At 48.6% G+C, this 17,393-nt stretch carries 18 protein-coding genes and 3 pseudogenes; 9 read left to right on the top strand and 12 right to left on the bottom strand.

Translation table 11 applies throughout. From position 1 onward, the window contains the following. Positions 1-92 precede the first annotated feature (92 nt). Both AC3ARB_RS04520 and AC3ARB_RS04525 read right to left on the bottom strand, forming a co-directional pair. Positions 93-1,535: pseudogene (locus AC3ARB_RS04520) on the bottom strand (transposase). A 73-nt stretch (positions 1,536-1,608) separates the two neighbouring features. Further along, a pseudogene (locus AC3ARB_RS04525) lies at positions 1,609-1,755 on the bottom strand (transposase); the annotation flags it as partial. Between the two features lie 193 nt (positions 1,756-1,948). Here AC3ARB_RS04525 and AC3ARB_RS04530 point away from each other — a divergent pair. From AC3ARB_RS04530 to radC, 3 genes are all read left to right on the top strand, one after another. Continuing rightward, positions 1,949-2,767 (top strand): Cof-type HAD-IIB family hydrolase, encoded by an 819-nt coding sequence (locus AC3ARB_RS04530; protein ID WP_488321367.1) that lies wholly within the window; start codon positions 1,949-1,951, stop codon positions 2,765-2,767. 81 nt (positions 2,768-2,848) lie between these two features. Then, a complete protein-coding gene (locus tag AC3ARB_RS04535) occupies positions 2,849-3,964 on the top strand; it encodes an AI-2E family transporter (RefSeq protein WP_488321368.1) in 1,116 nt (371 codons plus the stop codon). A 42-nt stretch (positions 3,965-4,006) separates the two neighbouring features. Further along, positions 4,007-4,690 carry a RadC family protein gene (gene radC, locus AC3ARB_RS04540; protein ID WP_488321369.1) on the top strand — a complete coding sequence of 228 codons (684 nt, stop codon included), beginning with the start codon at positions 4,007-4,009 and terminating at the stop codon, positions 4,688-4,690. 37 nt (positions 4,691-4,727) lie between these two features. Here the strand turns inward: radC and AC3ARB_RS04545 are convergent, their stop codons facing one another. The 8 genes from AC3ARB_RS04545 to AC3ARB_RS04580 form a co-directional block, all read right to left on the bottom strand. Then, the gene (locus tag AC3ARB_RS04545; RefSeq protein ID WP_488321370.1) at positions 4,728-5,423 is read right to left on the bottom strand and encodes a gamma-glutamyl-gamma-aminobutyrate hydrolase family protein; all 696 of its coding nucleotides are present in this window, start codon (positions 5,421-5,423) and stop codon (positions 4,728-4,730) included. Positions 5,424-5,522: 99 nt separating this feature from the next. Further along, positions 5,523-6,158, bottom strand: a complete 636-nt coding sequence (locus tag AC3ARB_RS04550; protein WP_488321371.1) for a redox-sensing transcriptional repressor Rex — start codon at positions 6,156-6,158, stop codon at positions 5,523-5,525. A 119-nt stretch (positions 6,159-6,277) separates the two neighbouring features. Continuing rightward, entirely contained in the window at positions 6,278-6,499 is a 222-nt protein-coding gene (locus AC3ARB_RS04555) for a DUF4649 family protein (RefSeq protein WP_488321372.1), read from the bottom strand. Between the two features lie 3 nt (positions 6,500-6,502). Further along, the gene (locus AC3ARB_RS04560) at positions 6,503-6,850 is read right to left on the bottom strand and encodes a DUF1831 domain-containing protein (RefSeq protein ID WP_488321373.1); all 348 of its coding nucleotides are present in this window, start codon (positions 6,848-6,850) and stop codon (positions 6,503-6,505) included. 4 nt (positions 6,851-6,854) lie between these two features. Then, positions 6,855-7,973 carry a cysteine desulfurase family protein gene (locus tag AC3ARB_RS04565; protein ID WP_488321374.1) on the bottom strand — a complete coding sequence of 373 codons (1,119 nt, stop codon included), beginning with the start codon at positions 7,971-7,973 and terminating at the stop codon, positions 6,855-6,857. Next, complete coding sequence (locus AC3ARB_RS04570) at positions 7,963-8,943, bottom strand: ribose-phosphate diphosphokinase (RefSeq protein WP_488321375.1); 981 nt, start codon at positions 8,941-8,943, stop codon at positions 7,963-7,965. The genes AC3ARB_RS04565 and AC3ARB_RS04570 overlap by 11 nt, the downstream gene beginning before the upstream one ends. Before the next feature lie 90 nt (positions 8,944-9,033). Then, on the bottom strand, positions 9,034-9,597 hold the full coding sequence (locus AC3ARB_RS04575) for a GNAT family N-acetyltransferase (RefSeq protein ID WP_488321376.1): 564 nt from the start codon (positions 9,595-9,597) through the stop codon (positions 9,034-9,036). Position 9,598: 1 nt separating this feature from the next. Then, positions 9,599-10,195, bottom strand: coding sequence for a CYTH domain-containing protein (locus AC3ARB_RS04580; RefSeq protein ID WP_488321377.1), 597 nt, complete (start codon positions 10,193-10,195; stop codon positions 9,599-9,601). A 103-nt stretch (positions 10,196-10,298) separates the two neighbouring features. On the opposite strand from AC3ARB_RS04580, the pseudogene AC3ARB_RS04585 reads away from it, so the two are divergent. The 5 genes and pseudogenes from AC3ARB_RS04585 to pta form a co-directional block, all read left to right on the top strand. Beyond that, positions 10,299-10,461 (top strand): annotated as a pseudogene (locus tag AC3ARB_RS04585) (GTP pyrophosphokinase); the annotation flags it as partial. Positions 10,462-10,469: 8 nt separating this feature from the next. Further along, on the top strand, positions 10,470-11,018 hold the full coding sequence (locus AC3ARB_RS04590; protein WP_488321531.1) for a GTP pyrophosphokinase: 549 nt from the start codon (positions 10,470-10,472) through the stop codon (positions 11,016-11,018). Continuing rightward, on the top strand, positions 10,993-11,826 hold the full coding sequence (locus AC3ARB_RS04595) for an NAD kinase (protein ID WP_488321378.1): 834 nt from the start codon (positions 10,993-10,995) through the stop codon (positions 11,824-11,826). The genes AC3ARB_RS04590 and AC3ARB_RS04595 overlap by 26 nt, the downstream gene beginning before the upstream one ends. Beyond that, positions 11,823-12,725, top strand: a complete 903-nt coding sequence (locus AC3ARB_RS04600; protein ID WP_488321379.1) for an RluA family pseudouridine synthase — start codon at positions 11,823-11,825, stop codon at positions 12,723-12,725. The genes AC3ARB_RS04595 and AC3ARB_RS04600 overlap by 4 nt, the downstream gene beginning before the upstream one ends. A gap of 29 nt (positions 12,726-12,754) precedes the next feature. Continuing rightward, positions 12,755-13,744, top strand: a complete 990-nt coding sequence (pta, locus tag AC3ARB_RS04605; RefSeq protein ID WP_488321380.1) for a phosphate acetyltransferase — start codon at positions 12,755-12,757, stop codon at positions 13,742-13,744. A gap of 322 nt (positions 13,745-14,066) precedes the next feature. Here pta and AC3ARB_RS04610 read toward each other — a convergent pair whose 3' ends face one another. Continuing rightward, the gene (locus tag AC3ARB_RS04610) at positions 14,067-15,704 is read right to left on the bottom strand and encodes an ABC transporter permease (RefSeq protein WP_488321381.1); all 1,638 of its coding nucleotides are present in this window, start codon (positions 15,702-15,704) and stop codon (positions 14,067-14,069) included. A 1-nt stretch (position 15,705) separates the two neighbouring features. After that, positions 15,706-16,443 carry an ABC transporter ATP-binding protein gene (locus tag AC3ARB_RS04615; RefSeq protein ID WP_488321382.1) on the bottom strand — a complete coding sequence of 246 codons (738 nt, stop codon included), beginning with the start codon at positions 16,441-16,443 and terminating at the stop codon, positions 15,706-15,708. A gap of 126 nt (positions 16,444-16,569) precedes the next feature. Between AC3ARB_RS04615 and AC3ARB_RS04620 the strand changes: the two genes are divergently transcribed. Next, positions 16,570-17,319: an SDR family NAD(P)-dependent oxidoreductase gene (locus tag AC3ARB_RS04620; RefSeq protein ID WP_488321383.1), complete on the top strand. Its 750-nt coding sequence runs from the start codon at positions 16,570-16,572 to the stop codon at positions 17,317-17,319. Positions 17,320-17,393 lie beyond the last annotated feature (74 nt).

Consider the following 17,393-nt stretch of genomic DNA (forward strand, 5'->3'; position numbering starts at 1 on the left):
AGCCCACTGAAAAAATAAAAGCTTTATCGTCTACCTGAAACGAAAAAGAGGAATATATCTCATGATTGGGATAGATTCCTTTTTGCTTTTCCTTATTTTGGGTTTATTAGAGTTATAATCCTCTTCATATTAACCACGAGGATGGTTGTGGTTGCTTGTAACTCCATGTTGAAAAGACTTGATGCCCTAGCCACATCAAGACCGTGTCTCTGTTTAAGTTCCTCGTTTTTGGCTTCTATTTTGTAGCGAAGCTAAAATAGGGCGTTTCTTCAAACCTCTTCTGAAAGAGGTGCTCATCACTTTTAAGGGTTATGGAATACGTTTTAGACATAGCACCTTCTTTATAACAGCTCACTTTTGAAGGGCAGGTTTGACAGTGATTAATGTCAAAATAGTGGGTTTCCTGAGGGGTATATTTTTTCCTTGTTCTCCCTGTTTTTGCTTTCTTTATTGCTATATGCCCTTCAGGACAACCAAAGAGACCGACATTCTTGTTATAGAAAAACTCATCTTCCTTCCTACGACAGCCTTTTGAAACAGCTGGATGTCGCTTAACGACTAAATGCACTTTTTCTTTCTTGGTAAATTGACTATTATTCTTCCCAGAATATGCTTTATCTGCAACAATAGCTTCGATTGTTACAACATTTACTTTAGATTTGTGATACAATTCTTCTAAAACAGGGCCGTCACTTTTTTCACCAGACGTCACCACACAGGCTGTAATAAGCCGTTCATCTGTCATGGCTAAATGCTCTTTATACCCGTAAAAGAACGTATCCGCACTCTTATGACCAATTCTAGCCTCTTCTTTAATAGAGGGCTCCAAGTGCTCTAAATCATACTCCACAGCTTCTTTGAGATAATTAAGTTTTTGTGAGACAGCTGGTATTCCAGTCAATTCGTCATGGGTCTCAATGACCGATATTAATTCTTGAGTATAGCTTAACTCAGTTTCCAGTGTATCTTCTTTAGGCTTGCTAGGAAATTCTGCTTTGATCTCTTCAGAATATTGGTAGACGGTTTTTCGCAACGTTTTTGAACGTTCTCGGAGGATTTCCTGAGGTTTCTTATTATAATGAGCTTTTGGTATGACTAGCATCCACGATGAGAATCTTGCTTTTAATCAAATGGTGTTCAATCGCGATTTGCACGGACTTATTAATCAGTAAATCGAGCAGTTTCTCATCTTTAATCCGAAGTTTTCGGAATGTAGTCAATTAGGACGGTTCAATGACAAGGTCTTCAGGAGCTAGACCAAGAAAGTATTTGAAGGCCATTTCGGAAAAGGAGCGCTCCACCACATCCACATCAGATAGCTGATAGATGTCTTTTAACAAGAGATACTTGAACATCATGACTGGCGAATAGGCATGACGTCCAAAATCAAGACGGTAATTCTTTTCCAGCTCATCATAAATAAAGCTAAAATCACAAAGTTCCATTAACTGATGTAAAAAATGAATTTTAGGAAGCACAATATCATACAAAGTAGAATAGGCACTAATATCTAATGTCAACTGATTATCAAGCATGCCATCACCTCAACTTTAGTAAAGCAAAAAAAGCCATCAAACGATAACTTTTTCAGTGGGTTCCAAGACTTGTCTACTCTCTTTTTATGTTTATGGCAATGAAAATACGAGATTTAAAGTTTTCAAAGTTCCGAAAGCCAAAGGCATTTCGTTTAATGACCTTGATGAGATTGTTTGTCGCCCCAAGTTTACCGTTTGAGTAGGGCAGTTCTAGAGCGTTGTATAAAGATAAAAAAGTAGATTCATGTTTTAAAGAACGGGCAAGTCATATCCATGTGGTATGGCCATTATTATTGGCATAAAACTTTGATAATGTGATACAATATTAGCAGGGTAAAAGCAAGGGGTTAGGAAATTGTTAAAAGATGTAGGCAGCCCAATTGCACTTCCTTGAAAGGTAAACGGTTTCTTGTATGATAAAAGTGATTGCGACAGATATGGACGGGACTTTTTTGGACAGTAAGGGTCATTATGATCGGGAGCGGTTTGAGCAGGTCTTAGAGGATTTGGATGCGCGTGGTATCCAGTTTGTGGTGGCCAGCGGTAACAACATGGGCCGCTTGACCCTCATGTTTGAGGGCTTTTTAGACCGAATTTCCTTCGTGGCTGACAATGGGGCTCACGTCATCGACCGAGGTCAGGAGTTGGTTCGCCACACCATGCCTAGGGACTTGGTTCAGCAGTTTCTGGCCTATATCGGTGACAAGCAGGCGGCTTATCGGGTGTCCATTAGCACTGCAGAAGCGTTTTATCTGCTGGAGGCGACTGATTTTCCTGCTACATTTTCTGGGATTGAAGAGGAGCAGTTGGCCCTTTTCTTATCACGGATTAAGCGCCTCAAGACTTTTGATGACCTGCCTGATGAACCGATTTTGAAGATGGGCATGCTCTTGCCTGAAGAGGACTGTGAGGCCATTTTAGCGGATTTCAATGCCAATTTCCCAGGCAACTTGACAGCTACCACCAGCGGCTACGGGTCGGTGGATGTGATTGAGACAGGTCTCCACAAGGCCTGGGGGCTCAAGCACCTGCTGGATAAGTGGGGAGTTGCTCCGCATGAGGTTATGGCTTTTGGTGATGGGGGTAATGATATTGAACTTCTGCAACTGGCTGCTCAGTCTTATGCCATGGCAAATGCACCCGAAGCAGTTAAAGTAGTGGCCAGATATGAGGCCCCAGATCATGACCAGGCAGGGGTTTTGGCTGTTTTGGACCAGTTTATCGGTCATTAGACCTGTCGGACACTTTTTTAGTTGTCCGATGTGTGAGGTCGTGTTATACTGGTTTTTAGTGATGTTGAAAGGACTGTTCAAGTGAACCTTAATAAATCTGTTTTTACAACCTTAGTCGCCAGTTTTCTGGTCTGTTTTCTGATTTGGACCTACTGGTCATCGACCGCTAATTTGGTTGAAACGGGCCTGACGGCAGCTCAGCCATTTTTCATCGGAGCAGGCATGGCCTACATCATCAATATCGTGATGGCAACCTACGAAGGGCTTTGGGATAAGCTTTTTGGGAGGAGAGGCGGGAAGCTGAAGCGGCCAGTTGCTCTCTTGCTGTCTTACCTGAGTTTTTTTCTCCTCTTGTTTACCGTTTTTAGTGTGATTTTGCCAGATGTAATTGCCAGTCTGAGGCAATTGTTGGTTGTTGATTGGGAGCAGTTGCAGTCTTCTTTGGAGCAGCTGCAGGAACAAGCCTGGCTCAAGGAGGTAATGGCTAAAACGGGTCAACAGGTGGACCTGAGCCAGCAGGTGGCCTCATATAGTCAGAAGTTTCTGAGCCAGCTGCTAGGTTTTTTGACCGGCTTGGTTACCTCCGCCAGCTCCATTGCCAATGCCTTGATGACTGTCTTCATCAGTTTGATTTTTTCCATCTATGTTCTTGCCAGTAAGGAAGAGTTGGGGCGGCAGTTCAGGCTCTTGCTTGACACTTTTGCGGGGCGATTTGCGGCTACGGTTTACTACTTGCTTGGGATTTTTGACCAGCGATTCCGTGGTTTCTTTGTTAGCCAGAGTTTGGAGGCTCTTATTTTAGCCACCTTAACAGCCATCGGGATGACGGTGCTGGGCTTGCCCTATGCAGCAACTATTAGCCTCTTGATTGCTTTAACGGCTATGATTCCTGTGGTGGGTGCCTATATTGGGGTGACAGTGGGAACGATTTTGATTCTGACCCAGTCGGTGAGAGAGGCTGTAATCTTTTTGATTTTTATCATTCTATTGCAGCAGCTTGAGGGCAATCTGATTTACCCTCGAGTGGTTGGCGGTTCTATTGGTCTTCCAGCTATTTGGGTTCTGGTTGCAATTTCTATCGGCGGTGCTCTGGCTGGTATTTTGGGCATGCTGGTTGCTGTTCCAGTGGCTGCAAGCTGTTACCAAATCTTGAAAGATATTGTCCATAAACGGGCGAAAAACAGTCAAAAATCATAAAAATCTCCCTCTTCTACGAATAAGTAGGTGGAGGGATTTTTTATGTATCACGTTGAATTGATGACTGAACCACTCTTGCCTCGTGAACGCTTGCTTGCCTGTGGAGCTGAACAACTCAGCAATCAGGAGTTACTGGCTATCATCTTGAGAACTGGCACTCGTCGAGAGTCGGTCTTGACCCTAGCTAATCAGTTTCTTGAGGGGTTAGGGAACATCGCTGAGCTGAAGGACTTGTCCATCCAGGAACTTCAAACCTTTCCAGGGATTGGTCAGGTCAAGGCTTTGGAACTCAAGGCCATGTTGGAATTTTCCAAGCGGGTTCATCAGGCTGAACAAACTCGGCTAGATCAGGTGGTATCAAGCATAGCCCTGGCTAAACGCATGATGGCTGAACTTGGTGATAAGAAGCAGGAGCACCTTGTTGCCCTTTACTTGGACAGTCAGAACAGGATTATTCACCAGCAGACGGTCTTTATTGGTAGTGTGAGGCGGTCGGTGGCTGAACCTAAGGAGATTCTCCACTATGCTTGCAAGACCTTAGCAACTTCTTTGGTTGTTATCCATAACCACCCATCTGGCTCCTGTCAACCTAGTCCGCAAGACATTAGTTTCACCACTAGCTTAAAGCGGTCTTGTGATGATTTGGGATTGGTCTTTTTGGATCATCTTATTGTAGGAAAGAAAACATATTATAGTTTTCGGGAAAAATCTGATTTGTTGGATTGAGCTGCTGAAAAAGCGAGGCCTGAGCCTCGCTTGCTGGTTAGAGGTGATTGACCACATAGTCAAAGAGCTTGAGGTCGTCTGGGCTGACCTGATGGATGAGTTCGGGGTGCCATTGGACACCCAGGAAACGAAAATTAGGGTCTGTTGATTCAACGGCTTCGATGGTTTGGTCCTCAGCTCTGGCGACAACGGTCAAGTTGTCTGCCAACCGGTCAATGGCCTGGCGGTGGTAGGAGTTAATCTGAGCAGCTCTGCCATAGACCTTAGCCAAAAGAGACCCCTCTTCAATGCTGATGGCGTGGGTGGCCACATGGGGCAAGTCGCTCTGCCAATGGCCAGGAATGTCTTGGTGAAGGCTGCCACCGAGGGCCACATTGACCAACTGGGTGCCTCGGCAAACCGTAAAGAGGGGTTTGCCCAGCTGACGGCTCAGGTCGATGACCTTGAGCTCGCAGAGGTCACGCTCCAGGCTGTAGTCGTCTTCGAAGGCGGCTTTTTCTTGGCCGTAAAATTGGGGGTCAACGTTTTGGCCACCAATCAGGATGACCTTGTCCACCAGATTGATGTAGGTGTTAAGAATGCCTTCGTCGCAGGTCATAGGAAAGAGGACAGGCACGCCCCCAACAGCCTCAACCCCCTTGGAAAAGCCAGACGGGACGTAGGTCCAGGGGATATTGTCCAGAGCGATGTTGAGGCGTTGGTTGGCAAAAATGCCGATGAGAGGCTTAGTCATAGGGGCTCCTTTTACAGTCATGCTAACCAGTATAACAGCTTAAGGAGGTTTTGCCTAATAGGTTTTTTCTATCACCGTGATAGGTAATGGCAAGCTGGTTTATTTTTGCTGGTTCATGAAATAGAGTAGGGTTTGGAGTTCGCTGGTCAAATCAACATATTGGACCACGACATGGTCTGGAACATCTAGATTGACCGGTGAAAAGGACAGGATGCCACGGATACCAGCGTCAACCAGAAGGTCAGCGATTTCTTGAGATTTGACACTTGGGACCGTCAAGATGGCGGTTTCGATGTCTGTTCCCATCAGGCGTTTCTTGATTTCAGAAATGCCGTAGATGGGAACATCATCGCCGATTTTACCACCGACGATAGGGTTTTCGTCAGTATCAAAGGCCATGGTGATTTGCATCTTGTTGCGATCATGGAAGCGGTAGTGCAGGAGAGCTCGACCGATATTTCCGACACCGACAATTAAGACATTGGTTACGGCCTTATCGTTGAGAATGTCAGCGAAAAAGTCCATGAGTTTCTTGACATCGTAACCAAAACCACGGCGGCCCAATTCGCCAAAGTAAGAAAAGTCTCGACGAACAGTGGCGGAGTCAATACCGATAGCCTCGGCGATTTGTTTGGAGTTGGCCCGCTCAATCTTTTCAGCATTGAAGCGTTTGAAGATGCGGTAGTAGAGGGACAGGCGTTTAGCCGTTGCGTTTGGGATGGTTTTGTCAGTCATGACAGGCTCCTTGTTACAATTTTCTCATTCTATTATATAAAAAGTTTGTGAAAGTAGCAAGAATTTTCACAAATAAACCTAAAAAAAATCCCTCCATTTTGGGTTTGGAGGGAAGCGTGTTAGAGGTAGCTGCTCAAATCTTTGTTCAGCAAGTGGAAGTAGAGGTCGCCAAATTGACCAGTATAAGGGATATCATGGCCATTTAAGGTGACCTTGACCACCTTGTAGTGGTCGGCTAAAGGGGCTGTACAGGACAACTGAGCCCGCTCAAAAGCAGCATAGTCATCGTACTTGAGTTGGAACTCCTGCTGGGAGGCGTTGAGGTAGGTGATGATTAACATGGCTTATCTTTCTGTCTTTTCAAAAATTTGACGGTCAACCAGACTATCCATGAGGAAGTAAAATTTGTCCCGATGAATGCTGTGCTCTGGGTGTTTGAAAATATTGACCAAGCGAAGGCCGGATTTATCCGTGATGGCTAATTTAGCTCCTGTTAAGTTGGCATTGATGGTCAGCTTGAGGGGAAAACCGTCGCCAGAGTTGGGGACCTCTTCTAAGAGACGGGTCAGTTCGTAGTTCCCGAGCTTGTTTTGGATAAAGGTGGTGTCACGCAGGGTATATTTTTTGATGTTTGGGCTGATAGTGTAGCTGTACTTGCAGTCTTTGAGGGTAATGGTTTGTTCAAATGCCATAATCTTATCCAATAATCCTTTTCAGTGTTTGGGTAAAGCTGGTGATGTCAGCCAGACTGGTCTGGCTAGACGTGCTGATGCGAATGGATTCCCTCAGCTGGGGAGCGTCAGGTCCAAAGAGGGCAGCCAGGACATGGCTGGGTTCGATGTTACCAGCAGTACAGGCTGAACCGGTAGAGACAGCAATTCCTTCCAAGTCCAATCGGGTTAGAAGCAGGGCGTTATTGGCCCCTGTGATGCCTAGATTGATAACCTGAGGGAGACCGTTAGCAGGGCTATTGTAGTAAACAGGCCAGCCCTCCAGTTGGTCCATCAGGGCCTGTTTCAGGTCATCAGCTCTTTGCTGAGGTTGTTTAGCGAGAGCCGCCTTGAGGGCTGCGGTCATGCCTGCAATGCCAATCAAGTTCTCAGTCGAGGCCCTGCGGTGGTTTTCTTGATTGCCCCCGTGGAGGAGCTTGTCCAGCCGGTGCTCCTTGGTATAGAGGAACCCCACCCCTTTGGGGCCGTGGAATTTGTGGGCGGAGGCGGACAGGAAATCCACTCCAGCAGCTTCAGGCAGGACAGGGAGTTTCCCAATCGCCTGAACAGCGTCCACATGAAAGACCGCCTGGTGGTCAGCTAAGACCGAAGCGATGGCCGCAATAGGGTTGATGTGACCCGTTTCATTGTTGGCCCACATGAGGCTGACCAGGATGGTATCAGGTCGTAGGGCCTGGGCCACCTGCTGGGCGGTGATGGTACCGTCCTCAGACGGCGGCAACAAGGTGACCTCAAAGCCGAAACGACTTTCCAAATAGGCCAGGACATCCAAAACCGCATGGTGTTCCATCTGGCTGGAAATCAGGTGCTTGCCCTTGGCTTGGTTGGCCAAAGCGTAGCCCTTGATGGCCAGGTTATTGCTCTCAGTCCCACCAGAAGTGAAAATCAAGCGTTGGGGACTGGTTTCCAGCAAACGTGCCAGGTCAGCACGGCAATCTCTAAGGAGCTTGCTGGCCTCACGGCCAAAGGTGTGGAGGCTGGACGGGTTTCCCGCCAGTTCCATGGCTTCTAGCATGGCTTCCTTGGCCTCTTGGCAGAGGGGGCTGGTGGCGGCGTGGTCCAGATAGATAGCCTTAGTAGTCATTGTCGTCCTCGTCATGGTAGACAAAGAGTGGGCTGAGTGGTTGGCGTTCATGGATACGGATAATAGCGTCCGCCATCAACTCGCTGGCTGAGAGGTAAGTGATATTGGCTGGTTTTGCTTCCTTGGTCTTGACAGAGTCAGTCACTAGGATTTCCTTGATTGGAGCGGCATTGAGGACCTCGGCTGCACCACCAGCAAAGAGACCGTGGCTGGCAACAGCGTAGATGTCGGTTGCCCCACCCCGTTCGACAATCTTGGCCGCCTCAGCAAAGGTTTTACCCGTGTTCAAAATATCATCAATCAAAATCGCATTTTTACCCGCAACATCGCCGATAATGTAGCCTTCCTCTCGCTGGGAGTCGTCCTGGGCGTAGTCGATGATGGCAATCGGAGCGTCCAGGATCTCAGCCAGAGCCCGAGCCCTGCGGATGCCAGAGTTTTTAGGGCTGACCACGACCACATCGTTACCCTTGAGGCCCATGTCGATGTAGTGTTTGGCAAATAGCGGAGCGGTCAGGAGGTTGTCCAAAGCAATGTCAAAGAAACCTTGGATTTGAACCGCGTGCAAATCCAGGGTCAGGATATGGTCAGCGCCAGCCTTGACCAGCATGTTGGCCACCAGCTTGGCGGTAATCGGTTCACGGTCCTTTGCAATCCGATCTTGGCGAGAGTAGCCAAAGTAAGGCATGACCACATTGATGCTGTTGGCACTGGCCCGCTTACAAGCATCAATCATAATCAAGAGTTCCCAGAGGTGATCATTGACCGGGTTGTTAGTGGATTGGATGATGTAGATGTCATCCCCACGCACACTTTCCTCGATGTTAATCATGATTTCCCCATCAGAGAACTGGCGAGAAGAGAGCTTCCCTAGGGGAATTCCTGCCGCGTCAGCAATCTTTTGGGCGATGTCCTGGTTAGAGGTCAGGGAGAAGAGTTTCAGTTGTTTGTCAGCGTAACGCTCAGTCATGATTGGCTCCTTTTTCCATAGTTATTCCCATTTTACCAAAAAATAGAGAAAAAGACCAGCTGAAAACGCATGGTCTTGTGTGAAAAAGAGCTAGTTGGTTCTGGCAGTCCAGTCCTCTGCAAGGATTCCATAGTGACAGAGGGTGACAAATTTACCCTTGACCAGCCGTGCCTGCCGAATGGTGCCCTCATAGGTCATGCCCAGTTTTTCCATGACCCGTCCAGAGGCAGGGTTGCGGTCATCGTGAACCGCCTGAATGCGGTTGAGGCCCAAACGGTCAAAACCAAAGGTTAGGATGGCCAGCCCAGCCTCAGTCGCATAACCCTGCTGCCACCAGTTTTTTCCAAGGGCATAGCCCAGCTCAGCCACTTGGTCACGGTCAGAAAGACCGACAAAGGCAAAGGTACCAATCAGCTGGCCTGTCGCCTTCAGTTCAATGCCCCAAGTATAAAAGTCAGGCCTGTCGTACTGGCTAGCCCAAAAGGCCATGAGTTCCTGAGTTTCTGCCAGATTGGCATGGGGAGCCCAGGTCACATAGCGGGCCACCTCTTCATCGGTCGCCCAGTTGGTGTACATGGCCTTTGCATCATCAGGTTTCAGGGGGCGGAGCAGTAAGCGGTCGGTCTCAAGACTAATCGTTCCTAAATGATTCATCTTATTTCCTCCTATTTTTTGGTTTTGGGTGTTCTGTTTTTAGGGTGGCTGCAAAACGGGCCACCTTGCTCTTGGCATACTTGAAATTGATTTGGTGTTTGGCTAAGAAGGCATCAAAATCAGCCTTGCCCTGAACAGGGTCAGCGACCTCAAGCTCCAACTCGTAGTCCTTAATCCCAGCGTAGGTGTTGCTGTCGATGGCCAAAAGGCCCATGTCCAGCTGAACCTCACGCCGCCTGGTGGTCAGGTGTCCCAAGATGGTTAAACGGCTCAAGTCAATACCTGCGGCCACCAATTTGTCCTTAATTTCCCCATCGGGTAGGGTCAGCAGGTGTTTAAACCCTTTAATCAGCTCCAAGTCCAGGTTTTGATTATGCTCCAAATTTCCTACCTCTTGAGGAATTTTCAAGGTCAATTCAGCTCGGTCTGGGTAGGTTCGGATACGCAGAGACAGGCGGTTGCTACGCAGGTCAGCTTCAGGACTATCGATGTAGTAGTTGGTCTGTTGGATGGGTTTGATGTGCTGGTAGAGGCTGTCCAGGCGCTTAAACTCATCGATGGTCAGTAGGCTCTTGTATTCAATTTCTAGATGGTTCATAACTCCTGTCCTCCGAGGCTTTTTCAAAAATATTGTGGTATAATAAAGTGTTGCCTCTATTTTACTATAAAATTCAGGGCTTGTATATGGAAGGAGAGCGAAGATGTTTGATTGGGAAGAATTTTTAGACCCCTATATTCAAGCAGTTGGGGAATTAAAGATTAAACTGCGTGGGATTAGGAAGCAGTTTCGCAAGCAAGGCCTGCATTCGCCCATTGAGTTTGTGACGGGGCGGGTCAAATCTGACGAGAGCATTTTAGAGAAGGTTGACCGTTTGCGGGTCATTGAAGGTGAAAAGGGCCCAAGGACAGGCTTTCCCTTGGCTGGGTCAGTTGAACGGGCGGAGGTCCTGGGGCGGGTTGAAGACGTTGCTGGTCTGCGGGTCATGGTTCAGTTTGTCGATGACGTTTACAAGGTGGTTGAGCTTTTGCGAGAACGCCAGGACATGACCATTATTCGGGAAAAGGACTACATTGCCAATATGAAAGAGAGCGGCTACCGCTCCTACCATGTGGTGGTGGACTACCCAGTTGAGACCATCAAGGGGCGCAAGGTCGTCCAGGCGGAAATCCAGATTAGGACCCTGTCTATGAACTTCTGGGCCACCATTGAACACTCCCTTAACTACAAGTACCAGGGGAATTTTCCAGACGACATCAAGCACCGTTTGGAGATTACGGCTCGCATCGCCAGGGAGTTGGACGATGAGATGAGCAAGATTAGAGATGATATTAGAGAGGCCCAGTTGCTCTTTGAATCGCCAGTTAGCGGTCTGATCGACGGGGTTGGAAACAGTGATGACACAGATGAATTATACCGATAAGCTCAAGGTGGCAATCATTGCCAACCACAAGCCCCAAAGCAAGCGAATTGCCAGCAAGCTCTTTGCCGCTTTTAGGGATGACGCCAAAATTTACCTGACCAAGAAAGAGCCTGATGTGGTCATTTCAATCGGTGGGGATGGCATGCTCCTATCTGCCTTTCACATGTACGAAAAGGATTTGGACGGGGTGCGGTTTGTGGGCATCCATACGGGTCACCTGGGCTTTTATACCGATTATTTGGACAATCAGGTTGATGAGTTGATTAAACACCTGCGTTCGGACAAGGGGGAACGGGTGTCCTATCCGGTGCTCCGAGTGTCCATCAGTCTGGCTGATGGGCGACGGATTACGGGCCTTGCCCTCAACGAATCCACCATCAAGCGAATTGAGAAAACCATGGTGGCTGATGTGGTCATCAACAAGGTCAAACTGGAGCGGTTCAGAGGAGACGGGCTTCTGGTGGCGACCCCAACAGGGTCAACCGCCTATAACAAATCTCTCGGCGGAGCCGTCCTCCACCCCACCATAGAAGCTCTGCAATTAACCCAAATCGCCAGCATCAACAATCGGGTTTACCGCAGTCTTGGCTCATCGGTCATCGTGCCTAAGAAGGATAAGATTGAGATTTTGCCCCTCAAGTCCGGCCGCTACATCGTGTCGGTTGATAACAAAACCTATACTTATCGGGACATCACCAAGATTGAGTACCAGATTGACGACCAGCAGGTGCATTTTGTCAGCACCCCTTGGCACACCAGCTTTTGGCAGCGGGTCAAAGAGGCCTTTCTGGGGGATGTGGAGCGATGAGGTTTGAGTTTGTAGCAGATAAGCCCTGCCAGGTTAAGACCTTTCTTCGCCAGCAGGACATTTCCCGTGGCCTTTTGGCCAAGATTAAGTACAAGGGCGGGGGGATTTGGGTCAATGGCCGAGCGGAAAACGCCATTTACCAGTTGGCAGTTGGTGATGTGGTGGCAGTCGAGATTCCAACAGAGGCCCCCTTTGAAACCTTGGAGGCCATTCCTCACGACCTGAAGATTGTCTACGAAGATGACCATTTTCTGGTTATCGACAAACCCTTTGGCTACGCCTCTATTCCTAGCAGTATTCATTCCAACACCATGGCCAACTTTGTCAAGCATTATTTGGTCAGCCAGAACTACCCCAACCAGCAGGTTCATATCGTGACCCGACTGGACAGGGACACCAGCGGTCTCATGCTCTTTGCCAAGCACGGCTATGCCCATGCTAGACTGGACAAGCAGTTGCAGACCAAGGCCATTCAGAAACGCTATTATGCTCTGGTAGCTGGGCCAGACAATCTGCCAGATGAGGGCGAGATTTTTGCCCCAATTGCTAGAGATGAAGCGTCAATCATCACTCGACGGGTGCATGAGAGTGGCAAGCCAGCCCACACCAGTTACAAGGTGGTTGGCCGTTACGGTGACATCAAGCTGGTGGATATTCAGCTGCATACGGGACGAACCCATCAGATTCGGGTGCATTTTTCCCATATTGGGCAACCGCTCCTGGGAGATGACCTCTATGGCGGTTCCTTGGAACGAGGCATTGGTCGTCAGGCCCTGCATTGCCACCTGCTTAGTTTTTACAATCCGTTTACGGAGAAGCAGCTGACCCTGACCTCGGACTTGACAGCGGACATGAAAAAAGTTACAATGGAAAAGATAGAAAGCGGATACGACCGCTAATCTAAAACCCAACACATAAGGAGCAACTCATGGAAATTCGGAATTTATTCGGTGAATTGAAAAACAAGATTGTGGGCAAGCACATTAAGATTGTCTTCCCAGAAGGTAACGATGACCGCGTGGTGCGTGCGGCAGCTCGTTTGAAATTTGAAGGTTTGGCTGAGCCAATTATCTTGGGTGAGCCGACAGCGGTTTACAGCCTTTTGACTGAACTTGGTTTCTCAAACCCAGGTATTCAGGTCATTGACCCTAACAACTACCCGCTCTTTGACCAGATGAAAGACCTTTTTGTGGAAATTCGTAAGGGCAAGGCAACACCTGAGCAAGCTGATAGCATCCTGCGTGACGTTAACTACTTCGGCGTTATGTTGGTTCAAATGGGCTTTGCAGACGGCATGGTTTCAGGGGCTATCCATTCAACGGCTGATACTGTTCGTCCAGCCCTGCAAATCATCAAGACCAAGCCAGGCATTTCACGCACCTCAGGTGTTTTCCTCATGAACCGTGAGAACACCAACGAGCGTTACATTTTTGCCGACTGTGCCATCAACATTGACCCAAATGCCCAAGAGTTGGCTGAGATTGCCCTTAGCACAGCTGACACGGCTAAAATCTTTGACATCGACCCTAAAGTGGCCATGTTGAGCTTCTCAACCATGGGTAGCGGTAGCGGTCCAGATGTGGAAAAAGTGGTTGAAGCCACTCGTATTGCTAAGGAAACTCGCCCAGAATTGGCTCTTGACGGAGAATTGCAATTTGATGCTGCCTTTGTTGAAGCGACGGCTAAAATCAAGGCTCCAGACAGTCCAGTTGCTGGTCAGGCCAACGTCTTTGTCTTCCCAGACCTGCAAGCTGGTAACATTGGTTACAAGATTGCCCAACGCTTGGGCATGTTTGAAGCCATCGGCCCAATCCTGCAAGGTCTCAACAAGCCAGTTAATGACCTGTCTCGCGGTTCAAGTTCAGAAGACATCTACAAATTGTCTATCATCACAGCAGCCCAAGCCTTGGAAAACTAAGTCAAAAACGCAAGAACCAGATGGTTCTTGCGTTTTAATGTGCTAGATTTTTTGAAAATCTAAGAACCTGTATTCACCATCGAAGGAGTTGATTGACTAAGCTAGTTTGGGTGCAATCGAGAAACAGTTTTGCAGAAATACTGCCCGTATTGCAAAAAAATGTGACAAAGAGTGAGCTAAAACTAGCCAGTCAAGTGACTGCTGAGATGTGAATACAGGTTCTAAAAGATACGACCGTAACTTTTCTTGTTTTTTCAACAGTCCACTGGCCCGTTGGAACTGTCTGCGATTTCATCTTTAGTATGTTTTGATTTTTTTAGAATTAGTCACCTGCCTCAATCTTGTCCAGAAATTGGCTGAAGGGGTGATGGATGAGGGCGTAGCCCAGCCCAGCGACAAAGAGGGTCAGGGTCAAGAGGCTAAAGCTGACGGAGGCTGGGGAATAAACGGTGGTCAGAATGGCCGATACCGCCATGGAAGCAATCCCCAAAATCATGCTGGCAAAGGCAATCAGACCTACCAGCCAAGGGCTACCGCCTCGGTTGAAGAGTTGGCTGATGTTTTGCCAGGTCAGGTTAAGCAGGCGGTAGTCCCGCTTGTACATAACCATGCCCATGAGGTGGGCAGAAATAAAGAAGCCGAGGGCATAACTGGCTAAGAGTACCAGAGGGACTTTAGCGATGAGGGCAGCTAGACCAACTTGCAGGCTTAGAACAGGTAGGGTTTGGGCCCAAAAGAGCACCCAGTACTTGCTGAGGAGAAAGTCTTTTAAATTGATGGGCAGGCTCTTGATGAAGGTCAGGTTTTCTCGCTCCAAGGAAATGCCCACACTGAGCAAGCTATTGGCACCGCTGGTCAGGGCTCCAAAGTTGAGACCTGCCAGCATGGCCAGGCCATAGTAGCTCCAGTCCAGACCAGAGAGGTCAAAGCGACCACGGGAATTGGCCAGGGCAGGGCCAATCATGCTGAAGCAGAAAATCAGTGGCATCAGGTAAGCCTGAATCAAGAGGGTGCCGTCTTGGATGGTGGACAGGTGGTGTCTGGTCAAAACTTGCTTGAGAGACCGCTCTTTGTTGCTGGCTGACCCTTTCTTTTTGGGTCTAGCTGAGCTGGCTTGGTTGTCAATCTGGTGCAGCTGGTCGAAATAATTTGGCAGGATGGTCTTGATGATATAAGTAATCAGACCGCCTAAAATCAGCAGGGGAAGCCAGAAATGCAGCCCTGCCATTGTCCCAAAAGGCTCAGCGACCAGGTGATAGAAGCCGATGAAATAAGGGATTTGTGGCAGATGGATGCCACCTGTGGCAGTCACCGATGGGGTCAGGGACTGGAGAAAGAGGAGGAGACCCAGACTCAGAAAGGTTGATAGACCCAGGAGCAGGGTTGAAATCCGCTTTTTGTGGGGGCTTTTGGTCAAGAGTTGGCCGATAAAGTGGAGAACAATCAGATTGATGGCGTTGACGGCGACCAGGAGAATGAGGGTGGCTGGCAGGGCCAACAGGATTAAAAGAGGTGACTGGCTGAGCTGCCAAAAGACGATCCCCATGAGGGATAGACAGGGCATGAGGTAGGTCAGGCTGGTTCCTTGAGCTGATAGGAGCTTGGCCAGATAGACCTCGGAAGCCTTGACAGGCAGAGATAGGTAGAGCTTGTTGTCCTGGCTATCGTAGAAGACCGAAAAGAGGCTGGAAAAGCCTGAAACCAGGGCAATCAGGCTAAAAAGTCCTAGCTGAACGGAGAAGTACCCTGTGGACTCGCGGTAGTTAATTCCCATAAACATGGGAACATAGATGACCATAAAGAGGGTCATCATGATGAGAAACTGGTTGCGGAGCTTCTTAAAAAGAGAGAACTTTTTATGAGGGTTCTTGGCCCGTTGGGCTTGCAAGGCCCCGAGGGTTTGGGGATTGGCATAGAGGAAGTTGATTTTCACCAACTCCTTGACGATGCTCCAGTTCATGTCACTCACCTCCCTGTTCGACTTGCCGACCTGCCAGCTCTAGGTAGATGGTCTCCAGGTCTTTGTCTGGGTGGGCTGCTTGTAGTTCTGCCACAGTCCCCACGAAGATGAGTTTCCCTTTTTTGAGAATGGCAATGCGGTCACACAGCTGTTCAGCGACCGACAGGACATGGGTTGAAAAAAGGACGGTCTTGCCCGCAGCAGCGTGTGCTTTCATCAAGTTTTTCAAGTCAAAGGCGGCCTGAGGATCCAAACCAGTCAAGGGCTCATCTAAGATCCAGATGTCAGGGTTGGGAACCAGGGCTCCGATCAGGATGGCCTTTTGCCGCATACCGTGAGAAAAACTATCAATCAAATCATCCTGCCGTTCGGTCATGTCAAAGAGGGCAGCCAACTGGGTCATCCGTTCCTTGGCCTCCTCTTGCTTGACCCCGTAAATCTTGGCCATAAAGGACCAGTATTCCCTAGCGGTCAGATTGAGAAAGATGTCAGGTGAGTCAGGCACATAGGCAATCCGTTTTTTGATGGCATCTCGGTGCTGACTGAGCAGGAGGTCATCCACAAAAATCTCCCCATAGCTGGCTTGAATGATGGAGGTCAGAAGGCTGATAGTAGTCGTTTTACCAGCCCCATTGTGACCAATCAGGCCAAAGATTTCTCCGTTTTCGATGGTCAGGTTGAGGTCAGCCAGGGCTTCCTTGTCACCGTAACGCTTGGACACGTGTTCAAACCGAATCATAGTTTATCTCCTTAATCTATTGAATTAACCTTATTGTACTACTGTCACAAAACAAAGTCAAGGGATTTTCGGTCGTTTTAGTAAAAATATGGTAAAATAAAAGAAAAGCTGTAAAAGGAGAAGATGATGTCAGAAATTGTATTAGTAACAGGGGCTTCAGCTGGTTTTGGCAAGGCCATCTGTCAAGATTTGGTGGCCAAGGGCCACACCGTGATTGGGGCGGCCCGCCGCTTGGAGAAACTCGAGGAGCTGGCCCAGCAGTTGGGTGACCAGTTTGTCCCTCTAGGCCTAGATGTGGCGGACAAGGCTTCTGTCAGCTCTGCCATTGCCCAAATCAAGGAAAAAGGGCTGACGCCAACCGTTCTTATCAATAATGCAGGTCTGGCTCTGGGCTTGGACAAGGCCCAGGAGGCGGATTTTGCCGACTGGGAGACCATGCTCATGACCAATGTGGTCGGCCTGACCTACCTGACCCATCAGCTCCTGCCTGATTTGGTGGACCAGCAGGGTTACATCATCAACATGGGGTCCATCGCTGGCACCTACCCTTATCCTGGGGGTAATATTTACGGGGCGACCAAGGCTTTTGTTCAGCAGTTTAGCCTCAATTTGCGGGCGGACTTGGCGGGCACAGGCGTTCGGGTGACCAATATCGAGCCGGGACTTGCAGGTGGCACCGAGTTTTCTAACGTTCGTTTTAAGGGGGATAGTGACCGGGCGACCAAGCTCTATGAGGGCACCAACAGCCTGCAGCCAGAGGATATTGCGGCGACTGTCGCCTGGCTGATTGACCAACCCAAGCATGTCAATGTCAACCGCATGGAACTCATGCCAACCAGCCAGAGCTTCGGCCCTCTGCCTGTTGTTAGGGATTAAGGCCCTGGCCTTTTCTATCACAATAGAAAAGGTTTTTTGTTTTCGGCAAATAGCAGAGCGGGAAAACTGTGGTA

The organism is Streptococcus sp. ZY171113 (assembly GCF_057748235.1).

Excerpts from the sequence above, each read along its gene's own strand:
- AC3ARB_RS04570 (WP_488321375.1), bottom strand. The coding sequence starts at position 8,943 with ATGACTGAGCGTTACGCTGACAAACAACTGAAACTCTTCTCCCTGACC.
- AC3ARB_RS04615 (WP_488321382.1), bottom strand. The coding sequence starts at position 16,443 with ATGATTCGGTTTGAACACGTGTCCAAGCGTTACGGTGACAAGGAAGCC.
- AC3ARB_RS04620 (WP_488321383.1), top strand. The coding sequence starts at position 16,570 with ATGTCAGAAATTGTATTAGTAACAGGGGCTTCAGCTGGTTTTGGCAAG.
- AC3ARB_RS04595 (WP_488321378.1), top strand. The coding sequence starts at position 10,993 with ATGACACAGATGAATTATACCGATAAGCTCAAGGTGGCAATCATTGCC.
- AC3ARB_RS04600 (WP_488321379.1), top strand. The coding sequence starts at position 11,823 with ATGAGGTTTGAGTTTGTAGCAGATAAGCCCTGCCAGGTTAAGACCTTT.
- pta (WP_488321380.1), top strand. The coding sequence starts at position 12,755 with ATGGAAATTCGGAATTTATTCGGTGAATTGAAAAACAAGATTGTGGGC.
- AC3ARB_RS04555 (WP_488321372.1), bottom strand. The coding sequence starts at position 6,499 with ATGTTAATCATCACCTACCTCAACGCCTCCCAGCAGGAGTTCCAACTC.
- AC3ARB_RS04550 (WP_488321371.1), bottom strand. The coding sequence starts at position 6,158 with ATGACTGACAAAACCATCCCAAACGCAACGGCTAAACGCCTGTCCCTC.
- AC3ARB_RS04530 (WP_488321367.1), top strand. The coding sequence starts at position 1,949 with ATGATAAAAGTGATTGCGACAGATATGGACGGGACTTTTTTGGACAGT.
- AC3ARB_RS04580 (WP_488321377.1), bottom strand. The coding sequence starts at position 10,195 with ATGAACCATCTAGAAATTGAATACAAGAGCCTACTGACCATCGATGAG.
- AC3ARB_RS04610 (WP_488321381.1), bottom strand. The coding sequence starts at position 15,704 with ATGAACTGGAGCATCGTCAAGGAGTTGGTGAAAATCAACTTCCTCTAT.
- AC3ARB_RS04545 (WP_488321370.1), bottom strand. The coding sequence starts at position 5,423 with ATGACTAAGCCTCTCATCGGCATTTTTGCCAACCAACGCCTCAACATC.
- AC3ARB_RS04575 (WP_488321376.1), bottom strand. The coding sequence starts at position 9,597 with ATGAATCATTTAGGAACGATTAGTCTTGAGACCGACCGCTTACTGCTC.
- AC3ARB_RS04560 (WP_488321373.1), bottom strand. The coding sequence starts at position 6,850 with ATGGCATTTGAACAAACCATTACCCTCAAAGACTGCAAGTACAGCTAC.
- AC3ARB_RS04565 (WP_488321374.1), bottom strand. The coding sequence starts at position 7,973 with ATGACTACTAAGGCTATCTATCTGGACCACGCCGCCACCAGCCCCCTC.
- radC (WP_488321369.1), top strand. The coding sequence starts at position 4,007 with ATGTATCACGTTGAATTGATGACTGAACCACTCTTGCCTCGTGAACGC.